Raw genomic sequence first — 23,419 nt, 5'->3', positions numbered from 1 at the left:
CGAATCCGATGGACCGTCGGAGCCGGCCACTTCCGCGTGTCGCGTTCCCTCCCGGGCCTGACGCCCTGCCCTCCCCTGCCCGAGGACCCGATGACACAACACATACCGGAGGCGGTGTTCTGGTGCCTCGCCACGGCCGCTCCCGCGGCCGTGCTGCTGGTGCGCCAGAGCCGGATCAGCGCCCGCCTGCGCCGTCGCCTGACGAGTTCCGAAGCCGCCCTGCGCTCTCGTGAGGAAGAGGTCCGGCATCTCGTCGAGGTCCGGCTCGCCGCGCTGGTCGAGACGCCGCACGGTGCCGCGTCCGTACCCGGCCCGCTCGACGCGGAACTCGCCACGACGGCGTACGGGGCGAACCTGGAGAAGGTCGTCGAGATGTTCGCCAACGCCGCCGCGGCGGCGCGCTCCCGCGCCGACCAGTCGGCGAAGACCGCGCTGAAGGGCGCGGTGCGCGCCCTGCAGGCCCTGGCGAACGAACAGCAGTTGTCGATCTCGGACATGCAGGACCGCCACGACAACCCCGACGTGCTCCGCGACCTGCTGGAGATCGACCACGCCAACGCGCAGTTCGGCCGGAGGGCCCAGGCCATCGCCGTGCTCTGCGGCTCGTGGCCCGGACGGCAACGGGACGCCTCGCCGCTGATCGACGTCGTGCGCGGGGCCACGTCGCGCATCCGGGACTACCGGCGCGTCAAGGTCCACTCCCAGATGGAGACGGCCGTGGTCAGCCGGGCCGTCGAGCCGGTGGTCCTCGCGGTCGCCGAGCTGCTGGACAACGCGGCGCGGCACTCCCAGCCGAACACCACCGTCGAGGTCGGCATCCGCCCCGCGCACAACGGCGCCAGCATCATCATCGACGACGCGGGCGTCGGCATGGACACGCACGAGGTCGAGGAGGCCACCCGACGCCTGTCCGGCCGGGAGGACATCGACATCAACCGGCTCGGCGACCCGCCGCAGTTCGGTTTCGCCGTCATCGGCGTGCTCGCCGCCCGGTACGGCTTCAGCGTCTCCGTCGACACGCAGTCCCCCTACGGCGGTGTGCGAGCCGTCCTCTTCCTCCCCAACACGCTTCTCGAGCGGAAGGCGCCCGTGGAGCCGGCCGCCGCCCGGCGGACCGAGGCCCCGGCCTTCCCGTCCGGGACCGCCTCCGCCGGGGAGGCCGCGGGCGAGCCGGCCGCTCCGACGGCTCCCGCCCTCTCCCTGCCGACCGCCCGGACCTCCCCGGCGGAGGCGGCGGTGCGGGAGTCCACGGCCGGGGGGCTGCCCAAGCGGCGCCGGCGCGAGCCCCGACCCCTCACCCCCGCCGACGGCGCGACCCCGACCGACTCCGGTCCCGCGCTGGTCCGTCCGGCCACCGAAACCGCCTCGCGCATGAGCGCGTTCGCCCGCGGCACCCGCTCGGGCCGCGGCGCGTCCCAGGACAGTGAAGGGAATCCCCAGGAATGAACGGCCACATGACCAACGAGCTGGGCTGGATGCTCGACGAGGTCCTCAAGGTGCCGGAAGCCCGCCACGCCATCCTGCTCTCCGCGGACGGCATGCTCCGCGCCCATTCCCAGGGCATCCAGCGCGACGAGGCCGAACGGCAGGCGGCGGCCCTGTCCGGCCTCCAGTCGATCAGCCGCAGCACCGCCGAGTTCTGCGCGGACGAGTCCTCGCCGTGGCAGCAGACGCTCGTGGAGTTCGTCGACGGATACGTCTTCCTGGTGGCCGCCGGCTCGGGCGCCTACCTGGCGGTCTCCGCCGGTCACAACGTCGACATGGAGGCGGTCACCTACAGCATGCACAAGCTGGTCGACCGGCTGGGCAAGGAGCTCACCACTCCGCCCCGGCAGGACTCCGTGTTCGGTAACTCATGACTCCGCCGCGTCCCCGGCGTGACAGAGGACTCGTACGGCCGTACGTCGTCACGGACGGCCGAGCCCATCCGACGCGCAACACACTCGATCTCGTGACGCTGGTGACCGCGGTGAGCGGCCGCTCCCTGAGCGGTCTGAGCCCGGAGAAGCGTCGCGTCATGGAGCTGTGCCGGGGAGGGGCGCTGTCGGTCGTCGAGGTCTCGGGGCACCTCGGTCTGGCCACGAGCGTCACCAAGGTGCTGCTCAGCGACCTCGTCGACAGCGGCCACATCAGCATTCGGCCCCCCATCCCCAAGGCACAACTCCCCGACGCCCAACTCCTGCAGGAGGTACTCGATGGGCTCCGCTCTCGTTTCTGACCGGGTCTACGTCGCGGACACGGTCACCACCGCGGTCAAGATCCTGATCGTGGGACACTTCGCCGTGGGCAAGACCACGTTCGTCGGCACGCTCTCCGAGATCCGGCCGCTGCGCACCGAGGAGGTCATGACGCAGGCCGGCGAGCTGATCGACGACCTGGCCGGCGTCCCCGACAAGACCACCACCACCGTCGCCATGGACTTCGGCCGCCTCACGCTCAGCGACTCGCTGGTGCTGTACCTGTTCGGCGCCCCCGGGCAGAAGCGCTTCATGCGGCTGTGGAAGGACATGATGCAGGGCGCCCTCGGCGCGCTGGTGCTGGCGGACACCCGACGGCTCGACCAGTCCTTCGACATCATGAGCGTGCTGGAGGAGCACGGCATGCCGTACGCCGTCGCCGTCAACCAGTTCGACGACGCGCCGGTCTTCCCGGAGGCGGAGATCCGCGAGGCTCTCGACCTGCTCCCGGAGACGCCGCTGGTCATCTGTGACGCGCGGGAGGCCGAGTCGTCCTCCAAGGCGTTGATCTCCCTCGTCGAGTACCTCCGGACCCTCACTTCCCAGGAGCAGCGATGACCATGTCCCGACCCGAGTCGGGTCCCGTACCGCCGCCGGGCTGTCCGGCGCACACCGGGCACGCCGGCGGGGCCGCGGCCCCACAGACCGGCTCCCCCGCCCTCGAGCGCCTGTACGGTCCGGAGTTCGCCGCCGACCCCATGGGGACCTTCACCCGTCTGCGCGCCCACGGCTCCGTCGTCCCCGTGGAGATAGCGCCGGGCGTCGACGCCTGGGCGGTCATCGGGTACGAGACCGCCCTGGAGGTGCTGCGCAGCCCGGACCGGTTCTCCAAGGACCCGCGCCGCTGGAAGGCGCTCGCCGACGGGAGGGTTCCGGCGGACAGCCCGGTCGTCCCGATGATGATGTACCGGCCGAACGCCCTGTGGACCGACGGTGAGGAGCACGACCGTCTGCGCGCCGTCATCGCCGACAGCCTCGGCCGTGTGGACCCCGCCGCGCTGCGGGATCACGTGGAGCGCGGCGCCGACACCCTCATCGACCGGATCGGCCCCGAGGGACGGGCCGACCTGCTCGGCGAGTACAGCGCCGTGCTGCCCCTGCTGGTCTTCCAGCAGCTCTTCGGCTGTCCGGAGGACATCGGGAGGAAGCTGGTCCAGGGCACGGCCGGGATCTTCGACGCCGACGCCGACTCCGAGAGGGCCAACGCCGTGCTGGCCGAGGGCCTCGCCGAACTGGTCGCGCTCAAGCGGAGGCAGCCGGGGCCGGACGTGACGTCCTGGATGATGGCCCACCCCCACAAGCTCACCGACGAGGAGATGATCCACCAGTTGGTGCTGCTGCTGGGCGCGGGCGTCGAGGCCGAGCAGAACCTGATCTGCAACGGCCTGCGGCTGCTGCTCTCCGACGACCGGTTCGCCGGCGACCTGGCGGGCGGCAGCATGCCGGTCGAGGACGCGCTCGACGAGGTGCTGTGGAACGACCCGCCGATGGCCAACTACGCCATCCACTACGCGATCCGGGACGAGGAGCTCGACGGGACCCTGGTGCGCGCGGGCGAGCCCATGCTGATGAGCTTCATCGCCCTGAACAACGACCCGGCCCTGGCCGGTGACCGCCGGACCGGCAACCGCGCCCACCTGGCCTGGGGCGTGGGCCCGCACACCTGTCCGGCGAAGAGCCCCGCCCGGCTGATCGCCACGGTCGCCGTGGAGAAGCTCCTCGACCGCATTCCCGACATCGAGCTGGCCGTCGGGGAGGAGGAGCTGCGGTGGCGGCAGGGGCCCTTCAACCGGAGCCTGGTCTCCCTGCCGGTGCGCTTCCCCCCGATCGCCCCCGCACAGCCGGCCGCCGCGCAGCCGACCGCCGAGGGCCGCGGGCGGGGCACGGAGCCCGCCCCCGCGCCGTCGCCGTCTCCGTCGCCGGCCTCTTCCGCGCCGGCGCCCGGGTCGGGAGCGGCCGGAGCCGCGCACGGCGCTCCGGGGCGCTGGCGGGGCTCCCTGGCGAGGTGGTGGCACGGGCGTTAGCGAGCCCGGCGACGAACGCCACGGCCCGGGCCCGCCGGTGTGTGCCGGCGGACCCGGGCCGTGTCCGTGTCGTGTCGCCCGCGCCCTCGAAGGTCGCCCCTCGGCGCGGGAGCGTCAGACGTTGAAGCCCAGGGCTCGGAGCTGCTCGCGCCCCTCGTCGGTGATCTTGTCCGGGCCCCACGGCGGCATCCAGACCCAGTTGATCCTCAGCTCGTTGACCAGGCCGTCGGTCGCCGACCGGGCCTGGTCCTCGATCACGTCGGTCAGCGGACACGCCGCGGACGTCAGGGTCATGTCCAGGGTGACGCTGTTGTCGTCGTCGACGTGGATGCCGTAGATCAGGCCCAGGTTGACGACGTCGATGCCCAGCTCGGGGTCCACCACGTCGTAGAGCGCCTCGCGGACCTCGTCCTCGCTCACCGGTGTCGTCGTGGTCGGGGTCTCGCTCATACGGTCTTCTCCTCGGACCTCTCCTCGGCAAAGCCGCCGCCCAGGGCCTGGGCGGTGGCGTCCTTCCATGCCATCCAGCTCAGCAGTGCGCACTTGACGCGCGCCGGGTACTTCGAGACCCCCGCGAACGCGACCGCGTCCTCCAGGATCTCCTCCATCGCGTCGTCCGGCTCGATCCGTCCTTTGGACTGCATCAGCTCCAGGAAGGTCTCCTGGATCCTGCGTGCCTCGTCGAGCCCCTTGCCGACCAGCAGTTCGTTCAGCACCGAGGCGCTGGCCTGGCTGATGGAGCAGCCCTGCCCCTCGTAGCTGACGTCCGCGATGGTGGAGCCGTCGAGTTTCACCCGCAGCGTGACCTCGTCTCCGCACGTCGGGTTGACATGGTGCACCTCGGCGTCACCGTCGCGGAGTCCCCGTCCGTGCGGGTGCTTGTAGTGGTCCAGGATCACGTCCTGGTACATGGAGTCCAGCTTCACGAGTCACCTTCAGCCGCTGCAGTCGTCCGTCACGGTCACGGAACATCAACCGAAGAAGTTCCGTACGTGTTCCAGCCCCTCCACCAAGGCGTCGACCTCGGCGGGAGTGGAATACAGATAGAACGACGCTCGCGTGGTCGCGGGAATTCCGTACCGCAGGCAGACGGGCCGGGCGCAGTGGTGTCCGACCCGGACGGCGATGCCCAGCTCGTCGAGCACCTGCCCCACGTCGTGGGGGTGGATGTCGCCGAGCGTGAAGGAGATCGCCGCGCCCCGGTCCTCGGCCGTGGCCGGTCCGATGATCCGCAGGTCCGGGACCTCCCGCAGCCTGGAGACCGCGTACTCGGTGATCGCGTGCTCGTGGGCGGCGATGCGCTCCATGCCGATCGAGGTGAGGTAGTCCACGGCGGCGCCCAGCCCGACGGCCTGGGCGATCGGCGGGGTGCCCGCCTCGAACTTGTGCGGGGCGGGAGCGTAGGTGGAGGAGTGCATCGAGACGGTCTCGATCATCTCGCCGCCGCCGAGGAACGGCGGCAGGTCCTCCAGCAGCTCCTGCCGTCCCCACAGCACGCCGATGCCGGTCGGGCCGCACATCTTGTGGCCGGTGAAGACCACGAAGTCGGCCTGGAGCGCCTGCACGTCCAGCGGCATGTGGGGGGCGGCCTGGGAGGCGTCGACGACCACGAGGGCGCCGACCTCCTGGGCGCGGCGGACGATCGTCTCGACCGGGTTGACCGTGCCCAGGATGTTGGAGACCAGCACGAACGAGACGACCTTGGTCCGCTCGGTGATGATCTCCTCGATGTTCGACAGGTCCAGGCGCCCGTCGTCGGTGAGGCCGAACCACTTCAGCTTCGCGCCCGTGCGCTGCGCGAGCAGTTGCCACGGCACGATGTTGGAGTGGTGCTCCATCTCCGTGATGACGATCTCGGTCCGGTCGTCGACGCGGTAGGGGTCGTCCGCCCAGCCGAGCATGTTGGCCACGAGGTTGAGCGACTCCGAGGCGTTCTTGGTGAAGACCACCTCGTCGCGGCTCGGCGCGTTGACGAAGGCGGCGACCTTGTCGCGCGCTCCCTCGTACAGCGCCGTGGCCTCCTCGGCGAGCACGTGCACACCGCGGTGGACGTTGGCGTTGTGCCGCACGTAGTAGTCGTTCAGCACGTCGAGCACCTGGTTGGGCTTCTGCGAGGTCGCCGCGTTGTCCAGGTACACGATCTTCTTGCCGTCGTGGACCACGCGGTCCAGTACGGGGAAGTCCTTGCGGATCGCCTCTGTGTCGAGAAGGCCCGGCAGCTGTGTCACGCCCTTGTTCCTCCGTTCGCCCCGCCGTCCGGACGGCCGGGGACAGCCCCCGGCCACGGGGCCGGGGGCATGGTGCTGTCACCCGTCCGGCGGGGCCGGGCGGGACGGTCGGTGGCCCGCGGATCCGCGGTGGCCCGGCGCGTGGAGGTCACGCGGCCCGGCCGCCCTTCACATAGGCCTCGTAGCCCTCTTCCTCCAGCTTGTCCGCCAGCTCCGGACCGCCGGACTCGGCGATCCGCCCGCCCGCGAAGACGTGGACGTGGTCGGGCTTGATGTAGCGCAGGATACGCGTGTAGTGGGTGATCAGCAGCGTGCCGACCTCACCGTTCTCGCGGACGCGGTTCACGCCGTCGGAGACGATGCGCAGGGCGTCCACGTCCAGGCCGGAGTCGGTCTCGTCGAGGATCGCGACCTTCGGCTTGAGCAGCTCCAACTGGAGGATCTCGTGGCGCTTCTTCTCACCGCCGGAGAAGCCCTCGTTGACGTTCCGCTCGGCGAAGGCGGGGTCGATGTGGAGGCGCTCCATGGCCTCCTTGACCTCCTTCACCCAGGTGCGCAGCTTCGGGGCCTCGCCGCGGATGGCGGTGGCGGCGGTGCGCAGGAAGTTGGAGACGGACACGCCGGGGACCTCGACCGGGTACTGCATGGCGAGGAAGAGGCCGGCGCGGGCGCGCTCGTCGACGCTCATCTCCAGGACGTCCTCGCCGTCCAGGGTCACGGTGCCGCCGGTGATCGTGTACTTGGGGTGACCGGCCAGCGAGTAGGCGAGAGTGGACTTTCCGGAGCCGTTCGGGCCCATGATCGCGTGCGTCTCGCCCTGCTTCACGGTCAGGTCGACGCCGCGCAGGATCTCCCGGGGGCCGTTCTCGGCCTCGACGGAGACGTGCAGGTCGTGGATCTCAAGCGTTGCCATGGGGCTTCAGGACTCCTGGGTGACGGAGACGAGCACAGCCGCGTCGGGGCCGTCTCCTTCGATCTTGACGGGGTATACGGGGACGGGGCGCGTTGCGGGCGGGCCGGAGGGCTTGCCGGTGCGCAGGTCGAAGCTGGAGCCGTGCAGCCAGCACTCGATCCGGCAGTCCTCCACCTCGCCCTCGGACAGGGAGACGTTCGCGTGCGAGCAGATGTCGTTGATCGCGAAGACCTCGCCCTCGGTGCGGACGAGGGAGACCGGCGTGCCGGCGATCTCCACCCGACGGGGGGTGTCCTCCTCCAGCTCGCCGAGCGTGGCGACGCGGACGAAGCCCTCCACCGGGCCCGCCGTGTCTTCCGCGGTGCTCATGCGACCGACTCCTCCAGCTCTTCCTCGATCTTGGCGATCAGACGCTCCTGGAGGTCCGGCAGACCGATCTGCTGGACCAGCTCCGCGAAGAAGCCGCGCACCACCAGACGGCGGGCCTCCTTCTCCGGGACGCCGCGGGCCATCAGGTAGAACAACTGCTCGTCGTCGAAGCGGCCGGTGGCCGAGGCGTGGCCGGCGCCGACGATCTCACCGGTCTCGATCTCCAGGTTGGGGACCGAGTCCACCCGCGCGCCGTCGGTGAGGACGAGGTTGCGGTTGAGCTCGTAGGTGTCGGTGCCCAGGGCCGAGGCGCGGATCACCACGTCGCCGATCCACACCGCGTGCGCGTCCTCGCCCTGGAGGGCGCCCTTGTAGACGACGTTGCTGCGGCAGTTCGGGGCCTCGTGGTCGACGAGGAGCCGGTGCTCCTGGTGCTGGCCGTTGTCGGTGAAGTACAGGCCGTACAGCTCGGCCTCGCCGCCCGGGCCCGCGTAGTTGACGCGCGGGTGGAGGCGCACCAGGTCGCCGCCGAAGGTGACGACCACGGACTTGAAGGTGGCGTCCCGGCCCACCAGCGCGCTGTGCTGGGCGCAGTGCACGGCCGTGTCGTCCCAGTCCTGCACGGAGACGACCGTCAGCTTGGCGCCGTCGCCGAGCAGGTACTCGACGTTGGCGGCGCGCACGGCGTCACCGACGTGGTCGATGACGACCACGGCCTCGGCGAAGGCCCCCAGCTCGAAGACGGTGTGCCCGTAGGAGACACCGCCCTGGCCCTGCACGCTGAGCCGGATCGGCTCCTCCAGCACGGTCTCCTTGGGGACGGTGACGACCGTCGCCTTCTCGAAGGAGCTGTACGCCTGCGCCGCGACCCGGTCGACGGGGACACCGGCCCGGCCGAGACGGGAGTCGTCGCGGCCGACCGTCTCGACGGTCACGCCGTCGGGCGCGGAGACCTCGGCCTTGACGCCGCCGTTCGGGGTGGCGGTGCCGTCGTGCAGTCCGCGCAGCCGCTCCAGGGGAGTGAAGCGCCACTCCTCCTCGCGGCCGTGGGGGACGGGGAAGTCGGCCACGTCGAAGGACGGCGGCGCGCTCATCCTCGTGGCGACGGTGGACTCGGCGGCCACCGCGATCGCTCCGGTGGTCGTGGACCCCGCCGGAATGTTCTGAGCCTCAGCCATGGCTGTCGTGTTGCTCCTAATGTTTGTGTTCGCTCGCCTCGGGGCTTGCCGTCCGCCGCCGACGCTTCTCGACGGCGGCGCCCCCTTCGGCTCGCTCACGGTCACACGGGGTGGGCCGGGGGCCGGCCCGACCTGTCCCGGTCGGGAAACCGGCCGGACGGGGTGCCCGCCGGACGGACGGGGGACCGTCCGGCCGGCGGGACCGACCGCCGGTCAGCCGACCGCGCCCTCCATCTGCAGCTCGATCAGCCGGTTCAGCTCCAGCGCGTACTCCATGGGGAGTTCCTTGGCGATCGGCTCGACGAAGCCGCGCACGATCATCGCCATCGCCTCGTCCTCGGACAGGCCGCGCTGCATGAGGTAGAAGAGCTGGTCGTCGCTGACCTTGGAGACCGTCGCCTCGTGGCCCATCGTCACGTCGTCCTCGCGGACGTCGACGTACGGGTAGGTGTCCGAGCGCGAGACGGTGTCCACCAGCAGCGCGTCGCACAGCACGTTGGACTTGGAGTTCTCGGCGCCCTCCGCGATCTCGATCAGGCCGCGGTAGGAGGTGCGGCCACCGCCCCGCGCCACCGACTTGGAGACGATGTTGGAGGAGGTGTTGGGCGCCATGTGCACCATCTTGGCGCCGGCGTCCTGGTGCTGGCCCTCGCCCGCGAACGCGACCGAGAGGGTCTCGCCCTTGGCGTGCTCGCCCATCAGGTAGACGGCCGGGTACTTCATCGTCACCTTGGAGCCGATGTTGCCGTCGACCCACTCCATGGTCGCGCCCTCGTAGGCCACGGCGCGCTTGGTGACCAGGTTGTAGACGTTGTTCGACCAGTTCTGGATGGTCGTGTAGCGGCAGCGGGCGCCCTTCTTGACGATGATCTCCACGACCGCGGAGTGCAGCGAGTCCGACTGGTAGATCGGCGCGGTGCAGCCCTCGACGTAGTGGACGTAGGCGTCCTCGTCCACGATGATCAGCGTCCGCTCGAACTGGCCCATGTTCTCGGTGTTGATCCGGAAGTAGGCCTGGAGCGGGATGTCCACGTGGACGCCCTTGGGCACGTAGATGAACGAGCCGCCGGACCACACCGCGGTGTTCAGCGCGGCGAACTTGTTGTCGCCGGAGGGGATGACGGTGCCGAAGTACTCCTGGAACAGCTCCGGGTGCTCCTTGAGGGCCGTGTCGGTGTCCAGGAAGATGACGCCCTGGCTCTCCAGGTCCTCACGGATCTGGTGGTAGACCACCTCGGACTCGTACTGGGCGGCGACGCCGGCGACCAGGCGCTGCTTCTCCGCCTCGGGGATGCCCAGCTTGTCGTAGGTGTTCTTGATGTCCTCCGGAAGGTCCTCCCACGACTGGGCCTGCTTCTCGGTGGACCGCACGAAGTACTTGATGTTGTCGAAGTCGATGCCGCTGAGGTCCGACCCCCAGTTGGGCATGGGCTTCTTCTCGAAGAGCTTCAGAGCCTTCAGGCGGCGCTTCAGCATCCACTCCGGCTCGGACTTCTTCCCCGAGATGTCGCGGACGACCTCCTCGGAGAGGCCACGCTTGGCCGACGCGCCGGCGGCGTCCGGGTCGGCCCAGCCGTACTCGTACTTGCCCAGGCCCTCCAGCTCAGGGTGGGCAGTCTCCGTGGGGAGAGTCATGCGGGGTTCCTCCCGGCTGTGCTTGCAGATGCTGTGGTGGTCTTGGAGGTGGGTCCGGGGACTGTCCCGGGGATGAACGTCGTGCACACTCCGTCGCCGTGGGCGATGGTGGCCAGACGTTGCACGTGGGTGCCGAGCAGGCGGGAGAAGACCTCGGTCTCCGCCTCGCACAACTGCGGGAACTGCTCGGCGGCGTGGGCCACCGGGCAGTGGTGCTGACAGAGCTGCTCTCCACCGGCGGCGGGCGCGCTGCGCGCAGTGGCAGCGTACCCGTCCTTGGAGAGGGCCTCGGCCAATGCCCTGGCGCGGTCCTCGGGGGCCGCCCGCTCCAGTTCCTCGCGGTACCGCTCGGCCTGCGCGGCGACCCGCGCGCGGGCGAAGGCCGCCACCGCGGCCCGGCCCTTCTCGCCGCCGCCCGCCGCCTGCGCTATCCAGCGCATGGCGTCGACGGCGAGTTGGTCGTACGCCTGGTCGAACGCGCCGCGACCGCGGTCGGTGAGCGCGAAGACCTTGGCGGGACGGCCCCGGCCGCGTGAGCCGTAGACCCGCTTCTCGCGGGGCTCCACGACCCCCTCGGAGACGAGGGCGTCGAGGTGGCGGCGGACCGCGGCCTGGGTCAGCTCCAGGCGTTGGGCCAGTTCGGCCGCGGTGGAGGGGCCGTGGTCGAGGATGGAACGCGCGACCCTGTTGCGGGTGCCGTGCTGCTCCTCCGGAGCGGAGGACGTGGGGGTGCGCGTGTCGCCGCCGCCCTGTCGGACCGCCATGATCGTTCGCGCCTCCTCACTTCCGTGCCGTTCCGCCGGGCCGGATCACCGTCCCGCCGGGCGCGCGTTTTTCGCAACGCTATTGTTGCGTAATTCAAAGGACGGCGGCAAGTCGCGCCCCGACCGGCCGGGATGGTATGCGTCACGTAAGGCATGCCTAACTCTCCGGAACCGTCCGCGGCCCGGCGCCGCCGCGTGGCCCCCGCGTGACCCTCTCGTGGCCCCAGGACCCCGCCGTCGCCCGCCGCTCCCTAGACTCGCCCCTATGCGAGACACGGCGGCCGTCGAGGTCACAGGGCTGGTGAAGCGGTACGGGGACCGGACCGCGGTGAACGGGTTGGACCTCACCGTCCGGCGCGGCACCGTCACCGCCGTCCTCGGCCCCAACGGGGCCGGGAAGACCACCACCATCGAGACCTGCGAGGGCTACCGCCGCCCCGACGCGGGCACCGTCCGCGTCCTGGGCCTCGACCCGATCTCCGACGCGACCGCCCTGCGGCCCCGGATCGGCGTGATGCTCCAGAGCGGCGGCATCTACCCCACCGTCCGCGCCGCGGAGATGCTGCGGCACACGGCCGCCCTCCACGCCCACCCGCTGGACGTCGACGCCCTGATCGAACGCCTGGGGCTGGACGGCTGTGGCCGCACCCCCTACCGGCGGCTGTCGGGCGGCCAGCAGCAGCGACTCGCGCTGGCCATGGCCGTCGTCGGCCGGCCGGAGCTGGTCTTCCTCGACGAACCGACCGCCGGTCTGGACCCCCAGGCCCGCCGGTCCGCCTGGGACCTGGTGCGGGAGCTGCGCGCGGACGGCGTGACGGTGGTGCTCAGCACGCACTTCATGGACGAGGCCGAGGAACTCTCCGACGACGTCGCCATCATCGACGCCGGACGGGTGATCGCGCGGGGCAGCCCCGAGGAGCTGTGCCGCGGGGGCGCCGAGAACACCCTGCGTTTCACCGGCCGGCCCGGGCTCGACCTGCGCTCGCTGCTCAAGGCGCTGCCCTCGGGCACCGCGGCCGCCGAGCCGGTGCCGGGCTCGTACCGGCTGACCGGCGCCGTGGACCCCCGGCTGCTGGCCACGGTGACGTCCTGGTGCGCGCAGAACGGGGTGATGCCGGACAGCATCTCCGTCGAGCGGCACACTCTGGAGGACGTCTTCCTGGAGCTGACGGGCAAGGAGCTGCGGTCGTGAACACCAAGACCACCCGGACCACGGGGCACGGCACGTACTCCCCCCGACCGGGCGCCGCGCCGCTGTCGAGGATGATCGCGGCGCAGGCCGCGCTGGAGACGCGGCTGCTGCTGCGCCACGGCGAGCAGTTGCTGCTGACCATCGTCATCCCGACGCTGCTGCTGGTGCTGTTCGGCACCGTGGACGTCGTCGACCTCCCCGGCGCCGACGACGGGGCCGGGCGTGTGGACTTCCTGGCGCCGGGCGTGCTGGCGCTGGCCGTCCTCTCCACCGCCTTCACCGGCCAGGCCATCTCCACCGGCTTCGAACGCCGCTACGGCGTCCTCAAACGGCTGGGCGCCTCGCCGCTGCCCCGCTGGGGGTTGATGACCGCCAAGACCTGCGCGGTGCTGGCGATCGAGGTGCTGCAGGTGGCGCTGCTGTCGTCGGTCGCCCTCGCGCTGGGCTGGTCGCCGCACGGCGACCCGCTCTCCGTGGTGCTGCTGCTGGCCGCCGGGACGGCCGCCTTCTCCGGTCTCGGCCTGCTGATGGCCGGGACGCTCCGGGCCGAGGCGACGCTGGCGGGGGCGAACCTCGTCTTCCTCCTGCTGCTGGTCGGCGGCGGAGTGGTCGTCCCGCTGGAGAAGTTCCCCGCCCCGGTGCGCGACGTGCTGGAGTGGCTGCCGATCTCCGCGCTCTCCGAGGGACTGCGGGACGTGCTCCGCGACGGCGCCGGGATGCCGTGGGGGAACCTGGCCGTCCTCACGGTGTGGGCGGTGGCGGGCCTGGCCGCCGCGGCCCGGTTCTTCCGCTGGGAGTGAGTCCGCCGCCGGGAGCGTGGGCGGAACGGCGTGAGCGGGAGCGCGTGAGAGGGACGGCACAGGTTTTCCCGCCCCCCTCGTGAAAGTTCGCACAAGCACGCGCCTACGATGGGCCCGTGCCCAATCTGCTCGAATTCGCACGGAACCCCGTCGCGTACGTCGCCAGGCGCTGGACCCCCGCCCAGCGCACCGTGGAACGCGCCACCCTGACCGCGCTCACGATGAGCGTGGTCATCGTGGTCACCGGTGGGGTGGTGCGGCTGACCGGCTCGGGGCTGGGATGCGAGACCTGGCCCAAGTGCAGCGGCGACAGTCTGGTCGCCACGCCCGAGATGGGCCTCCACGGCGCCATCGAGTTCGGCAACCGTCTGCTGACGTACGTGCTGTGCGCCGCCGTCGGCTGGGCGATCCTGGCCGTGCGCTCCGCCGAACCGCGCCGCCGGGGCCTGTCGCGGGCGGCCTGGGCGCAGTTCTGGCTGGTCGTCGCCAACGGCCTGCTGGGCGGCGTCACCGTGCTGATGGAGCTCAACCCGTACACCGTCGCCGCGCACTTCCTGCTCGCCACCGCGCTGATCACCGTCGCCGCGGTGACCTGGCTGCGCGCACGCGAGGGCGACGAGGAACCGCGCCCGCTGGCACCCCCGCGGGCCGGACGGCTCGCGGTGGCGTTGACGGCCGTGACCGTGGCGCTGATCGTCGTCGGCACCATGGTGACGGGCGCGGGGCCCCACGCGGGCGACAGCAGCGACGTGCCGCGGATGGGCGTGGACTGGGAGGCGACCACGCGGGTGCACGCCCTCCTCGCCTGGGCCGTGGTGGGCCTGACGGTGCTGCTCTGGCTGGCGCTGCGCGCCGCGGACGCGCCCTCGGGGCCGCTCGCCCGCACCCGGGAGCTGCTGCTGGTGCTGCTGGCGCAGGGCGCGATCGGGTACGTCCAGTACTTCACCGAACTGCCCGAGGTGCTGGTGGCGCTCCACCTGTTCGGCTCCTGCCTGGTGTGGATCTTCACCCTGCGGACGCTGCTGTCCCTGCGCGAGAGGGGTCTGCCTCCCACGGCGGACGCCGTCGCGGCTCCCGTGCCCGCCGTGGTGCGGGAGCGGCCCTCGGACGCCACCCCGGCCGGTTCCGCGTCCGGTCTGTGAACCAGGATTCCGGCCGATCCCGGCCGTGTGCGTGGTGCCCGCCGCCCCTAGGGGCGGCGGGCACCACGCACACGGCCGAAAGTGTGTTCGCTCCACTCCGCACGGACGCCCGGGCCCCGGCGGTCACGGACGCCGGGGGCGGTGACGACGGCGGTCGCGGGCGCGGCGTGCGGGAGCGCGGCACGGTCGGAGCCGCTGGTTCGAGACGGGGCGGTTGGAGACGGTGGTTCGGGGCGGGGTGGCCCCGGGTGCCGGAGGACGCCTCCGCTCCCCGTGAACGGTCGGCCTTCCCCCGTCGGACCCGCCAAAAGGCCGGTCACGGCGGCGCGCGCGACGCCCGGTGGGTGTCGCGCGCGGTGCGGCCTCAGCGGTTCTTCGGGCCTCCGACCTGGATGCCGGCCATCCGCTCCCACTCGTAGGGGCCGGTGCGGATGCGGGCGGCGAGGTCGCCGTCGAGGTCCTCGTGGAGGGTGACCCCGGCCTTCTCGGCGGCCTTCTCCGCCACCTCCCGCGAGGGGGCCACCAGGTCGCCCCAGCCGCCGTCGGCGCCGACGAGGACGAGGCGCACGCCGCGCTGCCCGATGTAGGCGATCTGGCCGTCGGCGCCGCCGCCGCGCTCCTTGGCGAACGCGGTGATCTCCTTGGCGAGCTTCGTCACCCAGCGCTGGGCCCGGGCGTCGGGCCTGGTCTCTTCCGCCTGCTGTGTCTTGGCCATGCACAGGATGCTACCGATGGGTAGATCACCTGGCGACCGCGGCCGTCAGTGGCTTGTGCCACTCCCCGTTCCTGCGCGGCGTCAGCGCAGGAACGGGTCCACCGCCACCGCCACGAACAGCAGCGACACATAGGTGATCGACCAGTGGAACAGCCGCATCTCCTTGAGCTTCGCCCCGGTGACGCCGGCCTTGGCGCGGGCGTGGAGGGCGTGGGCCTCCCACAGCCACCAGGCGCCCGCGGCGATCGCGACGAGCGGGTAGAACCAGCCGACGTACCCCAGCGGCCACAGGGTCAGCGAGACGGCCACCATGACCCAGCTATAGATCACGATCTGCCGGGCCACGGCCTTGTTGCCCGCGATCACCGGGAGCATCGGCACCCCGACGCGCGCGTAGTCGTCCTTGACCTTCATCGACAGCGGCCAGTAGTGCGGCGGCGTCCAGAAGAAGATGACCAGGAAGAGGACGACGGCGGCCCAACTGACCTCGTTCTTCACCGAGGACCAGCCGATGAGGACCGGCATGCAGCCCGCGATGCCGCCCCAGACGATGTTCTGGGCGGTGCGCCGCTTGAGGATCATCGTGTAGACGACGACGTAGAAGAGCAGCGCGCCCAGGGAGAGGGCGGCGGAGAGCCAGTTGACGAGCAGCCCGAACCACGCCGTGGAGATCACGGCCAGGGCGAGGCCGAAGACCAGTGCCTCGCGCGGCGAGATCAGCCCGGTCACCAGCGGACGCCGCTCGGTGCGGTGCATCAGCGCGTCGATGTCCCGGTCGAGGTACATGTTCAGCGCGTTGGCGCCGCCCGCCGAGAGGTAACCGCCCACGCAGGTGGCCAGCACCAGCCACAGGTCGGGCACTCCCTGCTCGGCGAGGAACATCACCGGAATGGTGGTGATCAGCAGCAGCTCGATGATCCGCGGCTTGGTCAGCGCCACGAAGCCCTTGATGCGGGCCCCGAGCGGCCGGTGCACTGGGCTCGGATCGAGCTCCCCCACAGCCCTCCGGGCGTGGGCGGTACCCCCACCCGTGGGACGGGATTCGACGGCCGTCACGGACACCCCTGATCACGATGCGACATGTGCGGCTCGCGCCGCATGGGACAAGCGAGCAGCGACCGGCACCCGGTCGCGACTCGCGCATACCACGCCACTGTAGACGCCGGCCATGCGTCGCCCCTCCCCGGGGTGGCCCGTACCGCCCCCTCCTCCCCCGGAAGGCGTCGTCACGGAGAGTGGGCGCCGGCCTGTCGACGGACGCCCGCGCTCATGTGCGCTCCGTGTTCATCACTTGCCCGACGGACGCCCGCCGAGCGTCCGATTCGAGGTGTTTCGCACCCCGCCTCGTCGCCGTGTTGCCCGAAGGATGAGCAGTCGAAAAGGGGGAACACCGGCGGGGGTACGCTCGACAGCGCCCGGTGTGACCCAACCGACACCGGCCTTCGACATGTGGAGAGGAGCCCTGACGCAGGGTGAGCACCAAGCCGACCACCACAGATCTCGAGTGGACCGAACTGGATCAGCGGGCTGTCGATACCGTCCGAGTCCTGGCCATGGACGCCGTGCAGAAAGTCGGCAACGGCCATCCGGGTACGGCCATGAGCCTGGCGCCCGCGGCGTACCTGCTCTTCCAGAAGCTGATGCGGCACGACCCGTCCGACGCGCAGTGGGTCGGCCGGGACCGGTTCGTCCTCTCCCCGGGCCACACCAGCCTGACCCTCTACATCCAGCTCTACCTGTCCGGCTACGGTCTGGAGCTGGACGACCTCAAGGCCTTCCGCACCTGGGGCAGCAAGACCCCCGGTCACCCGGAGTACGGCCACACGGTCGGGGTGGAGACCACCACCGGTCCGCTGGGCCAGGGCATCGCCAACGCCGTGGGCATGGCGATGGCCGCCCGTTACGAGCGGGGCCTGTTCGACCCGGACGCCGCTCCGGGCACCTCCCCCTTCGACCACACCATCTGGACGATCGTCTCCGACGGCGACCTGGAGGAGGGCATCTCCGCCGAGGCGTCCTCGCTGGCCGGCCACCAGAAGCTGGGGAACATCGTCGCCCTGTACGACGACAACCACATCTCCATCGAGGGCGACACCGCGACCGCGATGTCCGAGGACGTCCTGAAGCGGTACGAGGCGTACGGCTGGCACGTCCAGCGCATCGAGCAGGCGCCCAACGGCGACTTCGACGTGCGGGCGCTGTACGCGGCGCTGAGGGCGGCGCAGGAGGAGACCGAGCGGCCCTCGATCATCGCCGCCCGGACGATCATCGCCTGGCCCGCGCCGAACGCCCAGAACACCGAGGCCTCGCACGGTTCCGCGCTCGGCGCGGAGGAGGTCGCCGCCACCAAGCGCGTGCTGGGCTTCGACCCCGAGAAGGACTTCGAGGTCACCGAGGAGGTCCTCGCGCACGCCCGCAAGGTGGTCGACCGGGGCCGCGAGGCGCGCGCCGAGTGGGAGAAGCGGTTCGCGCAGTGGCGCGACGCCAACCCCGAGCGCGCCGCCGAGTACGACCGGATCGCCGCCGGGAAGCTCCCCGAGGGCTGGGAGAAGGTCCTGCCGGTCTTCGAGGCGGGCAAGGACGTGGCGACCCGCAAGGCGTCCGGCGCGGTGCTCAAGGCGCTGGGCGGGGTGATCCCCGAGCTGTGGGGCGGCTCCGCCGACCTCGCGGGGTCGAACAACACCACCATCGACGCCTCGTCGTCGTTCCTCCCGGCGGACAACCCGCTGCCGGAGGCGGACCCGTACGGCCGCACGATCCACTTCGGCATCCGCGAGCACGCCATGGGCTCGACCATGAACGGCATCGCGCTGCACGGCAACACCCGGATCTACGGCGGCACCTTCCTGGTGTTCTCCGACTACATGCGTCCGGCGGTGCGGCTGGCGGCGCTGATGAAGCTGCCGGTCACCTACGTGTGGACGCACGACTCCATCGGTCTGGGCGAGGACGGTCCGACCCACCAGCCGGTGGAACACCTGGCGGCGCTGCGCGCCATTCCGGGGCTGAACATGGTCCGCCCGGCCGACGCCAACGAGACGGCCATCGCCTGGCGCGAGATCATGCGCCGCCACGGTGAGCGCCCGGCCCCGCACGGCATCGCGCTGACCCGGCAGAACGTGCCGACCTACGAGCCGAACGAGGACGCCGCCCGCGGCGGGTACGTGATGTTCGAGGCGGAGGACTCCCAGGGCGGCGCCACCGAGCCGCGGGTCGTGCTCATCGCCACCGGCTCCGAGGTGCAGCTCGCCGTCGCCGCCCGCGAGACGCTCCAGGCCGAGGGCGTGCCCACCCGGGTGGTGTCGATGCCGTGCCTGGAGTGGTTCGAGGAGCAGGACCGGACGTACCGTGACAGCGTGCTGCCGCCGCAGGTGAAGGCGCGCGTGGCGGTCGAGGCGGGCGTCGGGCTGACCTGGCACCGGTACGTCGGCGACGCCGGTCGGATCGTCTCCCTGGAGCACTTCGGCGCCTCGGCCGACTACAAGGTGCTCTTCCGGGAGTTCGGACTGACGTCGGAGGCCGTCACCGCCGCCGCCCGGGAATCGATCGACGCCGCCGCACGCTGACGCCAAGAGGCCGTCAAGAAGGCAGAATCAGGAGATGCATTTCCCATGACAGACGCACTCAAGCGCCTCACCGACGAAGGCGTCGCGATCTGGCTGGACGACCTGTCGCGCCAGCGCATCACGTCCGGCAACCTCGCCGAGCTGCTGGACGAGCAGCACGTGGTGGGCGTCACCACGAACCCGTCCATCTTCCAGAAGGCGATCTCCGAGGGGCACGGTTACGACCGGCAACTGACCGACCTGGCCTCGCGCGGGGTCACGGTGGAGGAGGCCATCCGGATGATCACCACCGCCGACGTCCGGGACGCCGCCGACGTGCTGCGCCCGGTCTACGACGCCACGGGCGGTCTGGACGGTCGGGTCTCCATCGAGGTGGACCCGCGGCTGGCGCACGCCACGCGGCCCACGGTCGCCGAGGCCAAGCAGCTCGCCTGGCTGGTGGACCGCCCCAACACCTTCATCAAGATCCCCGCCACCCGCGCCGGCCTCCCGGCGATCACGGAGACCATCGCCGCGGGCATCAGCGTCAACGTCACGCTGATCTTCTCCATCGAGCGCTACCGGATGGTGATGGACGCCTACATGGCGGGTCTGGAGAAGGCCCGGGAGAAGGGTCTGGACCTGTCGGGGATCCACTCGGTGGCGTCGTTCTTCGTCTCCCGGGTGGACACCGAGGTCGACAAGCGCCTGACCGCCCTGGGCACCGACGAGGCCCTGGCGCTGAAGGGCAAGGCGGCGCTGGCCAACGCCCGGCTGGCCTACCAGGCGTACGAGGAGGTCGTCGCCTCCGACCGCTGGGCGTCCCTGGAGTCCGCCGGCGCCAACCGGCAGCGCCCGCTGTGGGCCTCCACCGGCGTGAAGGACCCGGCCTACCCCGACACCCTCTACGTCACCGAGCTGGTCGCCCCCGGCACCGTGAACACCATGCCGGAGGCCACCCTGGCGGCCGTCGGCGACCACGGCGAGATCACCGGCGACACGGTGCGCGGCACCTACGAGCAGGCCCGCGCGGACCTCGACGCGATCGCCAAGCTCGGCATCGACTACGACGAGGTCGTCGAGCTGCTGGAGGTGGAGGGCGTCGAGAAGTTCGAGAAGGCCTGGAGCGACCTGCTGGCCTCCACCGAGGCCGAGCTGAAGCGTCTCGCCCCGAAGGAGGCATGACGCAGGTGACCGACGCAGCCAACCCGCTGCGTGACGCACAGGACCGACGGCTCCCGCGCATCGCGGGGCCGTCGGGCCTGGTGATCTTCGGCGTCACGGGCGATTTGTCACGGAAAAAGTTGATGCCCGCCGTCTACGACCTCGCCAACCGGGGTCTGCTGCCGCCGGGCTTCTCCCTGATCGGCTTCGCCCGTCGCGACTGGGAGGACCAGGACTTCTGCCAGGTCGTGCACGACTCGGTCAAGCAGTACGCCCGCACCCCCTTCCGCGAGGAGGTCTGGCGGCAGCTCGGCGAGGGCATGCGCTTCGTGCCCGGCGTCTTCGACGACGACGACGCCTTCCGCAACCTGAAGGCGACCATCGAGGACCTGGACAAGTCGCGCGGCACCGGCGGCAACTTCGCCTTCTACCTCTCGGTGCCCCCGAAGTTCTTCCCCACCGTCCTCCAGCAGCTCAAGAAGCACGGGCTGACCGACGCCCCGGACGGCTCCTGGCGCCGCGCGGTCATCGAGAAGCCCTTCGGCCACGACCTGGCCAGCGCCCAGGAGTTGAACCGGGTCGTCCACCGGGTCTTCCGCCAGTCCGACGTCTTCCGAATCGACCACTACCTGGGCAAGGAGACCGTCCAGAACATCCTGGCGCTGCGCTTCGCCAACACGATGTTCGAGCCGCTGTGGAACCGTTCCTACGTCGACCACGTGCAGATCACGATGGCCGAGGACATCGGGATCGGTGGCCGTGCCGGCTACTACGACGGCATCGGCGCCGCGCGCGACGTCATCCAGAACCACCTGCTCCAACTGCTCGCCCTGACCGCCATGGAGGAGCCCTCCTCCTTCGACGCCAAGGCGCTGGTCACCGAGAAGCTCAAGGTGCTCAACGCCGTGCGGCTGCCGAAGGACCTGGGCCGCTACACCGTGCGCGGGCAGTACCAGGCCGGCTGGCAGGGCGGCCGGCGGGTGCCCGGCTACCTGGAGGAGGAGGGCATCGACCCGGCCTCCCGGACCGACACCTACGCCGCCATCAAGCTGGAGATCGACAACCGCCGCTGGGCGGGCGTCCCCTTCTACCTGCGCACCGGCAAGCGGCTGGGCCGCCGGGTGACCGAGATCGCGGTGGTCTTCCAGCGCGCCCCCTACTCCCCCTTCGACGCCACCGACACCCGCGAGCTGGGGCAGAACGCCCTGGTCATCCGGGTGCAGCCGGACGAGGGCATCACCATCCGGTTCGGCTCCAAGGTGCCGGGCACCTCGATGGAGATCCGCGATGTGACGATGGACTTCGCCTACGGCGAGTCCTTCACCGAGTCCAGCCCCGAGGCGTACGAACGGCTCATCCTGGACGTCCTCCTGGGCGACGCCAACCTCTTCCCCCGGCACCAGGAGGTCGAGCGGTCCTGGGAGATCCTCGACCCCATCGAGGAGTACTGGGACGCGCACGGCAGGCCCGAGCCGTACACCGCCGGGACCTGGGGTCCCCGGGCGGCCGACGAGATGCTCGCACGCGACGGACGGAGCTGGCGGCGGCCATGAACATCGACCTGACCGACACCACTTCCGGCGAGATCAACGTGACCCTGGTGAAGGCCAGGCGGGCGATGGGCAGCCCGGCCGTCGGCATGGTGCTCACGCTCGTGATCGTGACGGACGAGGGCAGCCACTACGACGCGCTGAAGGCCGCCAACGAGGCGTCCAAGGAGCACCCCTCGCGGATCCTCGTCGTCATCCGGCGCCCGGGGCGCTCCCCCCGGGACCGCGCCATGGCCCGGCTCGACGCCGAGGTGCGGATGGGCGGCGAGACCGGCACCGGCGAGACGGTCCTGCTGCGGCTCCACGGCGAGCTGGCCTCCCACGCCCACAGCGTCGTGCTGCCCCTGCTGCTGCCGGACGCCCCGGTCGTCGTCTGGTGGCCCGCCGACACACCCGAGCACCCCTCGAAGGATCCGCTGGGCACCCTCGCCCAGCGCCGGATCACCGACGCGGCGGAGACCGAGGACCCGGTCATGGCCCTCCGGACGCGCGCCGGGTCCTACGCGCCCGGCGACACCGACCTGGCCTGGACCCGCATCACCCTGTGGCGCAGCGTGCTGGCCGCCGCGCTGGACCAGAAGCAGGCCCGCGTTCTCAGGGCGGAGGTCCAGGGCGAGGAGTACAACCCGAGCACCGAACTGCTGGCGCTCTGGCTCGCCGACCGGCTGAACGTCCCCGTGGAGCGCACCGTCTCCGACGGTCCGGGCCTCACGGCCGTACGGCTGGTGACGGAGGAGGGCGACATCTGCCTGAGCCGTGGCGACGGCGCCCTGGCCCGGCTGACCGTGCCCGGCCAGCCCGACCGGAACGTGGCCCTCCACCGGCGTTCCAACGCCGAGCTGATCGCCGAGGAGCTGCGGCGCCTGGACCCGGACGAGACCTACGCCCGAACGATCCGCTTCGGCCTCGACCGGCTGCTCGCCGCCTCGGAGCCGACGGCGGACGGGACGGCCGGCGACGGGGGCGGCGCCACGGGCGGCGAGGAGACCGCCGAGGAGACCACCGAGAAGGCCGCCGAGGGGAAGGGCGACGGCGAGAGCGCCGCGGAGAGCCCCGGAGAGGCCGTCGTGGACCGATCCGGCGGCAAGGGCAAGGCGAAGGGGAGGACCCGATGACCACCTCCGAGCGGACACCCCCGCGGATCGTCGTCCACCCCGACAAGGAACGGATGGCCAGGGCCACGGCGGCGAGCCTGATCACCACCGTCGTGGACGCCCAGGCCACCCGCGGCCACGCGTCCGTCGTGTTGACCGGTGGCCGCAACGGCAACGCCCTGCTGGCGGCCCTGGCCGAGGCGCCGGGCCGGGACACGGTCGACTGGTCCCGCGTCGACCTGTGGTGGGGCGACGAGCGGTTCCTGCCCGACGGCGACCCGGACCGCAACCACACCCAGGCCCGCGCGTTCCTGGACGCGGTCCCGCTGGACCCGGCGCGTGTCCACGCGATGCCCGCCTCCGACGGACCGCACGGCGACGACGTGACGGCCGCGGCCGAGGCGTACGCGGCGGAGCTGGCCACGGCGGCGGAGGCCGAGGGCTCCGGGGGAGGCGAGAACACCGAGGGCACGTCCGTGCCCCGGGTGCCGTCCTTCGACGTCCTGCTGCTGGGGCTGGGCCCGGACACCCACGTCGCCTCCCTCTTCCCGGAGCACCCGGCCGTGGCGGAGACCGGGCGCTCGGTCGTCGGCGTCCGCGAGGCCCCCAAGCCCCCGCCCACCCGGATCTCCCTCACGCTCCCGGCCCTGCGGGCGGCCCGGGAGGTCTGGCTGCTGGCGGCGGGCGAGGACAAGGCGGAGGCGGCGGACTCCGCGCTGAAGGGCACGGACCCGCTGCGGACCCCCGCCTCCGGCGCCCGGGGCCGCGAGCGCACCCTGTGGATCCTCGACGAGGCCGCGGCGGCCCTCCTCCCCGCCTCGGCACGGGACTGACCCGGCACCGGCCGGAACACCCGGGAAGACACCCGG

General features: G+C 71.5%; 23 protein-coding genes. 13 read left to right on the top strand and 10 right to left on the bottom strand.

Annotated elements, in window-relative coordinates:
* The first annotated feature begins 90 nt into the window (after positions 1-90).
* Genes IF47_RS0104540 through IF47_RS27450 form a run of 5 tightly spaced genes read left to right on the top strand, consistent with a single transcriptional unit; the run spans position 91 to position 4,261 of the window.
* The gene (locus IF47_RS0104540; protein WP_031506818.1) at positions 91-1,446 is read left to right on the top strand and encodes an ATP-binding protein; all 1,356 of its coding nucleotides are present in this window, start codon (positions 91-93) and stop codon (positions 1,444-1,446) included.
* A complete protein-coding gene (locus tag IF47_RS0104535; protein ID WP_031506817.1) occupies positions 1,443-1,859 on the top strand; it encodes a roadblock/LC7 domain-containing protein in 417 nt (138 codons plus the stop codon). Before IF47_RS0104540 ends, IF47_RS0104535 begins: the two co-directional genes overlap by 4 nt.
* Complete coding sequence (locus tag IF47_RS0104530) at positions 1,856-2,218, top strand: DUF742 domain-containing protein (RefSeq protein ID WP_031506816.1); 363 nt, start codon at positions 1,856-1,858, stop codon at positions 2,216-2,218. Before IF47_RS0104535 ends, IF47_RS0104530 begins: the two co-directional genes overlap by 4 nt.
* A complete protein-coding gene (locus tag IF47_RS0104525; RefSeq protein ID WP_031506814.1) occupies positions 2,196-2,795 on the top strand; it encodes a GTP-binding protein in 600 nt (199 codons plus the stop codon). Before IF47_RS0104530 ends, IF47_RS0104525 begins: the two co-directional genes overlap by 23 nt.
* A complete protein-coding gene (locus IF47_RS27450; protein WP_031506812.1) occupies positions 2,792-4,261 on the top strand; it encodes a cytochrome P450 in 1,470 nt (489 codons plus the stop codon). The genes IF47_RS0104525 and IF47_RS27450 overlap by 4 nt, the downstream gene beginning before the upstream one ends.
* A 114-nt stretch (positions 4,262-4,375) precedes the next feature.
* On the opposite strand, the gene IF47_RS0104515 is transcribed toward IF47_RS27450, so the two are convergent.
* The 8 genes from IF47_RS0104515 to IF47_RS0104480 form a co-directional block, all read right to left on the bottom strand.
* Entirely contained in the window at positions 4,376-4,711 is a 336-nt protein-coding gene (locus IF47_RS0104515; protein ID WP_031506811.1) for a metal-sulfur cluster assembly factor, read from the bottom strand.
* Positions 4,708-5,187, bottom strand: coding sequence for a Fe-S cluster assembly sulfur transfer protein SufU (sufU, locus tag IF47_RS0104510; RefSeq protein ID WP_031506809.1), 480 nt, complete (start codon positions 5,185-5,187; stop codon positions 4,708-4,710). The genes IF47_RS0104515 and sufU overlap by 4 nt, the downstream gene beginning before the upstream one ends.
* Positions 5,188-5,232: 45 nt before the next feature.
* On the bottom strand, positions 5,233-6,489 hold the full coding sequence (locus IF47_RS0104505; protein WP_031506807.1) for a cysteine desulfurase: 1,257 nt from the start codon (positions 6,487-6,489) through the stop codon (positions 5,233-5,235).
* Positions 6,490-6,637: 148 nt separating this feature from the next.
* Positions 6,638-7,402, bottom strand: coding sequence for a Fe-S cluster assembly ATPase SufC (gene sufC / locus IF47_RS0104500; RefSeq protein ID WP_031506806.1), 765 nt, complete (start codon positions 7,400-7,402; stop codon positions 6,638-6,640).
* 6 nt (positions 7,403-7,408) lie between these two features.
* Entirely contained in the window at positions 7,409-7,771 is a 363-nt protein-coding gene (locus IF47_RS0104495; RefSeq protein ID WP_051716975.1) for a non-heme iron oxygenase ferredoxin subunit, read from the bottom strand.
* Positions 7,768-8,949 (bottom strand): Fe-S cluster assembly protein SufD, encoded by a 1,182-nt coding sequence (gene sufD, locus IF47_RS0104490; RefSeq protein WP_031506803.1) that lies wholly within the window; start codon positions 8,947-8,949, stop codon positions 7,768-7,770. Before sufD ends, IF47_RS0104495 begins: the two co-directional genes overlap by 4 nt.
* A gap of 213 nt (positions 8,950-9,162) precedes the next feature.
* Entirely contained in the window at positions 9,163-10,584 is a 1,422-nt protein-coding gene (sufB, locus tag IF47_RS0104485; RefSeq protein WP_031506801.1) for a Fe-S cluster assembly protein SufB, read from the bottom strand.
* Positions 10,581-11,348, bottom strand: a complete 768-nt coding sequence (locus IF47_RS0104480; protein ID WP_031506799.1) for a helix-turn-helix transcriptional regulator — start codon at positions 11,346-11,348, stop codon at positions 10,581-10,583. The genes sufB and IF47_RS0104480 overlap by 4 nt, the downstream gene beginning before the upstream one ends.
* A gap of 265 nt (positions 11,349-11,613) precedes the next feature.
* Between IF47_RS0104480 and IF47_RS0104475 the strand changes: the two genes are divergently transcribed.
* From IF47_RS0104475 to IF47_RS0104465, 3 genes are all read left to right on the top strand, one after another.
* The gene (locus IF47_RS0104475) at positions 11,614-12,540 is read left to right on the top strand and encodes an ABC transporter ATP-binding protein (protein WP_031506798.1); all 927 of its coding nucleotides are present in this window, start codon (positions 11,614-11,616) and stop codon (positions 12,538-12,540) included.
* A gap of 71 nt (positions 12,541-12,611) precedes the next feature.
* Positions 12,612-13,340: an ABC transporter permease gene (locus IF47_RS0104470; protein ID WP_051716993.1), complete on the top strand. Its 729-nt coding sequence runs from the start codon at positions 12,612-12,614 to the stop codon at positions 13,338-13,340.
* A 116-nt stretch (positions 13,341-13,456) separates the two neighbouring features.
* A complete protein-coding gene (locus IF47_RS0104465) occupies positions 13,457-14,482 on the top strand; it encodes a COX15/CtaA family protein (protein WP_031506795.1) in 1,026 nt (341 codons plus the stop codon).
* Positions 14,483-14,846: 364 nt separating this feature from the next.
* Here IF47_RS0104465 and IF47_RS0104460 read toward each other — a convergent pair whose 3' ends face one another.
* Both IF47_RS0104460 and IF47_RS0104455 read right to left on the bottom strand, forming a co-directional pair.
* Positions 14,847-15,197 (bottom strand): hypothetical protein, encoded by a 351-nt coding sequence (locus tag IF47_RS0104460; protein WP_031506793.1) that lies wholly within the window; start codon positions 15,195-15,197, stop codon positions 14,847-14,849.
* Positions 15,198-15,278: 81 nt separating this feature from the next.
* Positions 15,279-16,253 (bottom strand): heme o synthase, encoded by a 975-nt coding sequence (locus IF47_RS0104455; protein WP_031506791.1) that lies wholly within the window; start codon positions 16,251-16,253, stop codon positions 15,279-15,281.
* A 416-nt stretch (positions 16,254-16,669) separates the two neighbouring features.
* Here IF47_RS0104455 and tkt point away from each other — a divergent pair, with 416 nt between their 5' ends.
* Genes tkt through pgl form a run of 5 tightly spaced genes read left to right on the top strand, consistent with a single transcriptional unit; the run spans position 16,670 to position 23,383 of the window.
* Positions 16,670-18,763 carry a transketolase gene (gene tkt / locus IF47_RS0104450; protein WP_031506789.1) on the top strand — a complete coding sequence of 698 codons (2,094 nt, stop codon included), beginning with the start codon at positions 16,670-16,672 and terminating at the stop codon, positions 18,761-18,763.
* A 45-nt stretch (positions 18,764-18,808) separates the two neighbouring features.
* Positions 18,809-19,927 (top strand): transaldolase, encoded by a 1,119-nt coding sequence (gene tal, locus IF47_RS0104445; protein WP_031506788.1) that lies wholly within the window; start codon positions 18,809-18,811, stop codon positions 19,925-19,927.
* Positions 19,924-21,459 (top strand): glucose-6-phosphate dehydrogenase, encoded by a 1,536-nt coding sequence (gene zwf / locus IF47_RS0104440; protein WP_031506787.1) that lies wholly within the window; start codon positions 19,924-19,926, stop codon positions 21,457-21,459. Before tal ends, zwf begins: the two co-directional genes overlap by 4 nt.
* Entirely contained in the window at positions 21,456-22,571 is a 1,116-nt protein-coding gene (gene opcA / locus IF47_RS0104435; RefSeq protein ID WP_031506784.1) for a glucose-6-phosphate dehydrogenase assembly protein OpcA, read from the top strand. Before zwf ends, opcA begins: the two co-directional genes overlap by 4 nt.
* Positions 22,568-23,383 (top strand): 6-phosphogluconolactonase, encoded by an 816-nt coding sequence (gene pgl, locus IF47_RS0104430; protein ID WP_031506783.1) that lies wholly within the window; start codon positions 22,568-22,570, stop codon positions 23,381-23,383. Before opcA ends, pgl begins: the two co-directional genes overlap by 4 nt.
* Positions 23,384-23,419 lie beyond the last annotated feature (36 nt).

It is taken from the genome of Streptomyces megasporus (assembly GCF_000718985.1).
Lineage (GTDB): Bacteria > Actinomycetota > Actinomycetes > Streptomycetales > Streptomycetaceae > Streptomyces > Streptomyces megasporus.
This window is presented reverse-complemented; position numbering and strand designations above follow the sequence as displayed.